Origin of the sequence: Synechococcus sp. R6-5 (assembly GCF_047461775.1) — a bacterium.
Lineage (GTDB): Bacteria > Cyanobacteriota > Cyanobacteriia > Thermostichales > Thermostichaceae > Thermostichus.
Genome location: NZ_JANSHV010000260.1, coordinates 1 through 4350, shown reverse-complemented (window position 1 = coordinate 4350; position 4350 = coordinate 1). Strand labels below are relative to the sequence as shown.

The following is a 4350-nucleotide window of genomic DNA, read 5'->3' as shown; positions in this document are numbered from 1 at the left end:
TCACGCTCATGGCGTATTCCAGGTAGGACTGCGACATCTCCCGCTGCAGGTCGGTGGAGATGATGCGCGCCGTCGATTCGTTGTCGCTCATGGGGTTGGGTTATCGTTGAGGGATCCCAGTCGGCCTTGGCGCAGTGGGTTCATGGAAGTTTATCGAGAAGCCAACCTTGGCCGTGGCAGACTGAAGGTGATTGAATTGAGCAGAAAGCTTTTGTATTCCCAGTCTACCATTCGCCCTTTGTGAAGGCTGGCTGACTTCCAGTAGGAGAGGCTCGGTGGTTCATCGGCGGCCCTCTCTACGGCCTCACGGATCAGGATTTACAGATGGGCCAAGCGGAGCTGATCATTACCCTGACCGGCATCGACGACACCTTTTCCCAAACCATCTATGCTCGCCACTCCTACTTGGCCGATGAGATTCTCTGGAACCACCGATTTGCCGATATTCTCCACCTGGACAGCAATGGGCATCGCTATGTGGACTACTCTCACTTTCACACAACTCTACCGGCTCAAGCCCCATGCCCTCGCTTGGAGGGGAATCCTTGAGGGAAACTATAGGAGAAAATCTATTCTCTAGCATGATCTCTATAGTAACGTTCAATGATAGGCTGCCCATAGCGTGGAGGGCTTTGGGGCATGCTGAGCCAAGCGAAAGAACAACAGTCCGGCGGCAAGAGATTTCTGGATTGGCACCGACGTCTGAGCCTAGACAACTGGCGCGGGGATCTCTTCGGCGGGCTGACGACGGCGATTGTTTCCTTGCCGATGGCCTTGGCCTTTGGGGTGGCTTCGGGGGCAGGGCCGGTGGCGGGCTTGTACGGAGCAGTATGCGTGGGCTTTTTTGCGGCTCTGTTTGGGGGTACGCCCACGCTCATCTCCGAACCCACCGGGCCGATGACTGTGATGATGACGGCGGTGGTTGCTAATGTTACAGCTCGTTACCCGGAGCAGGGGCTGGGGCCGGCCTTCACCGTGGTGATGCTGGGGGGCTTATTTCAGATCCTGTTTGGATCCCTGAAACTGGGTAAATACATCACCCTCATGCCCTACAGCGTTATTTCCGGCTTTATGTCCGGGATCGGCTGGATCATGATTTTGCTGCAGATCCCGCCGCTTTTGGGCCACGCCAGCCAGGGGGGAGTGATTGGGGCGGTGCAGAACCTGCCGACCTACCTGCTCAACCTTAAGATGCCAGAGCTGGGGCTGGGGCTGCTGACGCTTGCCATCCTTTTTGGCTATCCCAAGCCCTGGCGACGGGTGGTGCCGCCGCAGTTGGTGGCTTTGGTGTTGGGAACGCTGGTGGCCAGCTTGTTCATGGCCGATTGGGATTTGCGGCGCATTGGCCCTATCCCCACCGGTTTGCCGCAGTTGCAGTGGCCGCAGTTGCCCTTTGCTTCCCTGGCCAACTTGGTGCTGGATGGGGTGGTGCTGGGGATGCTGGGCTGCATCGACACCCTCTTAACGGCAGTCATTGCCGATAACCTCACCCGCACCCGCCACGACTCCGACCAAGAGCTGATCGGGCAGGGGATCGCTAACTTGGTGTCCGGCTTCATGGGAGGGCTGCCGGGAGCAGGGGCAACCATGGGCACGGTGGTGAATATCCAGTCGGGGGGACGTACCCCTCTGGCGGGCGTCACCCGCGCCCTCATTCTGTTGATGGTGGTGCTGTTTGCCGCTCCCCTCACGCAAGGGATCCCGATGGCGGTGCTGGCAGGGATCGCCTTTAAGGTGGGGGTGGATATCCTCGACTGGAGCTTCCTCAAGCGGGCCCACCGCCTTTCCCTCAAAGGGGCAGCCATCATGTACGGAGTGATGTTCATGACGGTGTTTGTGGATCTCATCGCTGCAGTGGGAGTGGGAGTGTTTGTGGCCAACTTGCTCACCATTCAACGCCTCAGCGAGATCCACTCCGAAGAGGTGAAAGCCATTACCGATGCCGATGATGCGGTGGATCTCACTCCCCGTGAGAGGGAATTGCTGCGCCAGGGATGCGGGCAGGTGTTGCTGTTTTACCTGAGCGGGCCGATGATCTTCGGGGTTTCCCAAGCCATTTCCCGCCAACATCAGGCGGTGGCCTCCTGCCAAGCGCTGGTGGTGGATCTATCAGATGTGCCGATGCTGGGCGTTTCGGCGACGCTATCCTTGGAAAATGCCATCCGCGAGGCCCTGGATCGGGGTAAACAGGTGTGGATTGTTGGGGCCAAGGGTCGGATCCGGCAGCGCCTGGAAAACCTACATTTGCCGCTGCCCCCAGAGCGGTTTGTGGACAGCCGTGAGGTGGCTTTGGCCGAGGCTGTTGCCCAGTTGGGCTTGCCGCTCGAGGCCAGTCCCCTGGTTTGAGTAACCCCAATTGGCCTGAGCCACAAAGCTGCGGGATCCGTTTGCCAGATCTAGGTTAAGTCTGAGTCTATGCAATGGAAGGGTCGGGTCGCCTACTTGGCAACCATGCATCGCAAAGAGCAGGTCATCGGCCCTCTCCTGGCCGAACATTTGGGGATCCAAGTTCAAGTAGTAGCTTTCGACACCGACCAACTGGGCACCTTCTCGCGGGAGCGGCCCCGACCGGGGGATCCCATCCACACTCTGCGCCTGAAGATTGAAAGGGCTCGACAAGCTCATCCCGTCTCCTTGGTTTTGGCCAGCGAGGGATCCTTTGGCCCCCACCCCCAGATCCCTTGGATCCCTTGGAATCAGGAGTGGGTCATGCTCAGGGTTTTTGAACCCGGCGCGGAGCCCTTGGAGCTGGTCGGCTATGCAGAGAGCACCCAAACCAATTTCAGCCATCGCTGGGTGCAGAGCTGGGCAGAAGCGCTGGACTTTGCCCAAAGGGCGGGTTTTCCCCAGCACGCCCTGATCGCCCTCGACCAGCCAGAAAAGCCCCAGGTTATCCACAAAGGAATCCAAGACGAAGCAACCCTGAAGCAGGTGGTGGGGGAGCTGCTGGCTCGGCAGGGTGGCCTGCATCTGGAAACCGACATGCGGGCCCTGTACAACCCAACCCGGCTCCAAGTCATCGCAGCCGCCACCCAAAACCTAATCGCCAAAGCCCAAAGCCTGTGCCCGGCCTGCGGCACTCCTGGCTACTGGCAGATCCGCTCGGTCTCTGGACTGCCCTGCGGCCAATGTGGCGCCCCCACCCCCGTGGCCAAGGCTTGGGTATATGGCTGTGCTCGCTGTTCCCACACCCACACCGAGCCTGTGGCAGAGCCCTGGGCGGATCCCGCTCAGTGTGCCTTTTGTAATCCCTAGCTTTGTCCCAAGCTTGACGTCAAGCCCAGGCTTTCATCCCCCCAGAGGGGCTGATGTAAGAGAATAGGGATCCAACCCAGTGGATCCCTACTTAGCAACTTGGATGTCAGCGCAGGGATTTTAAGAACTAGAAAGTAAACACAGCTCGCAAGACACCCACGCCGATGGTTGGATCGGTATCCCCAGACTTGCTAGGCCCACCATTGGGATTGCTCACAAAGTAGGCTGCCGGGGTAAGGGTGAGGTACTCGTTCACCGGGAAGCTGTAGTAAACATCCACGATGAAAGGACGGCTGTCAAAAACTCCCTCCTCGGTGCTGACAATCGGTTGGCCAAACACCACACCGCCCTGAGCACCCTCAATGAAGAGATCCGGGAAAGCAAAGCCAAACAGGAACCCGTTGAAATCTTCATCACCCGGATCAATGGTGCCAGCCGGTACCACGTTGGGCAAGTTGTAATCCACATTGCCAGCAGTAAACCAGCCGGATACGGTAATTCGAGGGCTAAGCTCCCAGTTGGCTGCCACCGAGAAAGCATTGACACGGGCAGAAACATCTACCGTCGTCGTCCGCAGAGGGCCACGGAAAAGGGCTGTACCGTTGGCCAAGAACTCAGGGCCATCGTTTGCCTTCTGCAGATAGGTACTGGCAAACTGCAGGTAGATCTCCAGGTTTTCGTTCGGCAGGAAGCCCAGCTCCACCGCGTGGGCACTGTCGCTACCGGTTATACCGCTGTCGCCGAAGCCCTTGCCCAAGGCTTGAGCGTTCCTGGTGCTGTAGCTGTAGGCCAAGCGTAGTTGATCCGAGAGTCGGTAGCGGAAGCCAAACAGAGCTCCACCTGGCACGTCCGCCGTGGAGTTGGGAGCGTCGGCGAAGTCGGAGAGAGCTTCGAAGGGTGTGCTGTAGTTGAATACATCGAACACACCTGAGCCAACGATACCTGTGTAGATGGTAGCTGCTCGGTTGAAAGCTGGGAATTGGTAGATCAGCTTGGCCAGGGTGAAAGTGCCGCCGCCACGGCCGCCAAACTCAAGGCCGGGATCCCCATCAAAGAACTCAGTCACAGCATCGCGAGCTTGGAGACGAATGCGCA

At 58.6% G+C, this 4350-nt stretch carries 4 protein-coding genes; 3 read left to right on the top strand and 1 reads right to left on the bottom strand.

Annotated elements, in window-relative coordinates; genetic code table 11:
* The first annotated feature begins 282 nt into the window (after positions 1–282).
* From NW818_RS12405 to NW818_RS12395, 3 genes are all read left to right on the top strand, one after another.
* Positions 283–549, top strand: coding sequence for a hypothetical protein (locus NW818_RS12405; protein ID WP_414424726.1), 267 nt, complete (start codon positions 283–285; stop codon positions 547–549).
* Between the two features lie 90 nt (positions 550–639).
* Positions 640–2346: a SulP family inorganic anion transporter gene (locus NW818_RS12400; RefSeq protein ID WP_414342307.1), complete on the top strand. Its 1707-nt coding sequence runs from the start codon at positions 640–642 to the stop codon at positions 2344–2346.
* 69 nt (positions 2347–2415) lie between these two features.
* The gene (locus NW818_RS12395) at positions 2416–3255 is read left to right on the top strand and encodes a DUF6671 family protein (RefSeq protein ID WP_414424725.1); all 840 of its coding nucleotides are present in this window, start codon (positions 2416–2418) and stop codon (positions 3253–3255) included.
* 127 nt (positions 3256–3382) lie between these two features.
* On the opposite strand, the gene NW818_RS12390 is transcribed toward NW818_RS12395, so the two are convergent.
* Positions 3383–4350, bottom strand: a 968-nt coding sequence (locus NW818_RS12390) for a carbohydrate porin (RefSeq protein WP_414424724.1), incomplete at its 5' end; no start/stop codon positions are given.

What these genes read in the sequence shown, in the direction of transcription:
- NW818_RS12400 (WP_414342307.1), top strand. Translation starts at nt 640, where the DNA reads ATGCTGAGCCAAGCGAAAGAACAACAGTCCGGCGGCAAGAGATTTCTG.
- NW818_RS12395 (WP_414424725.1), top strand. Translation starts at nt 2,416, where the DNA reads ATGCAATGGAAGGGTCGGGTCGCCTACTTGGCAACCATGCATCGCAAA.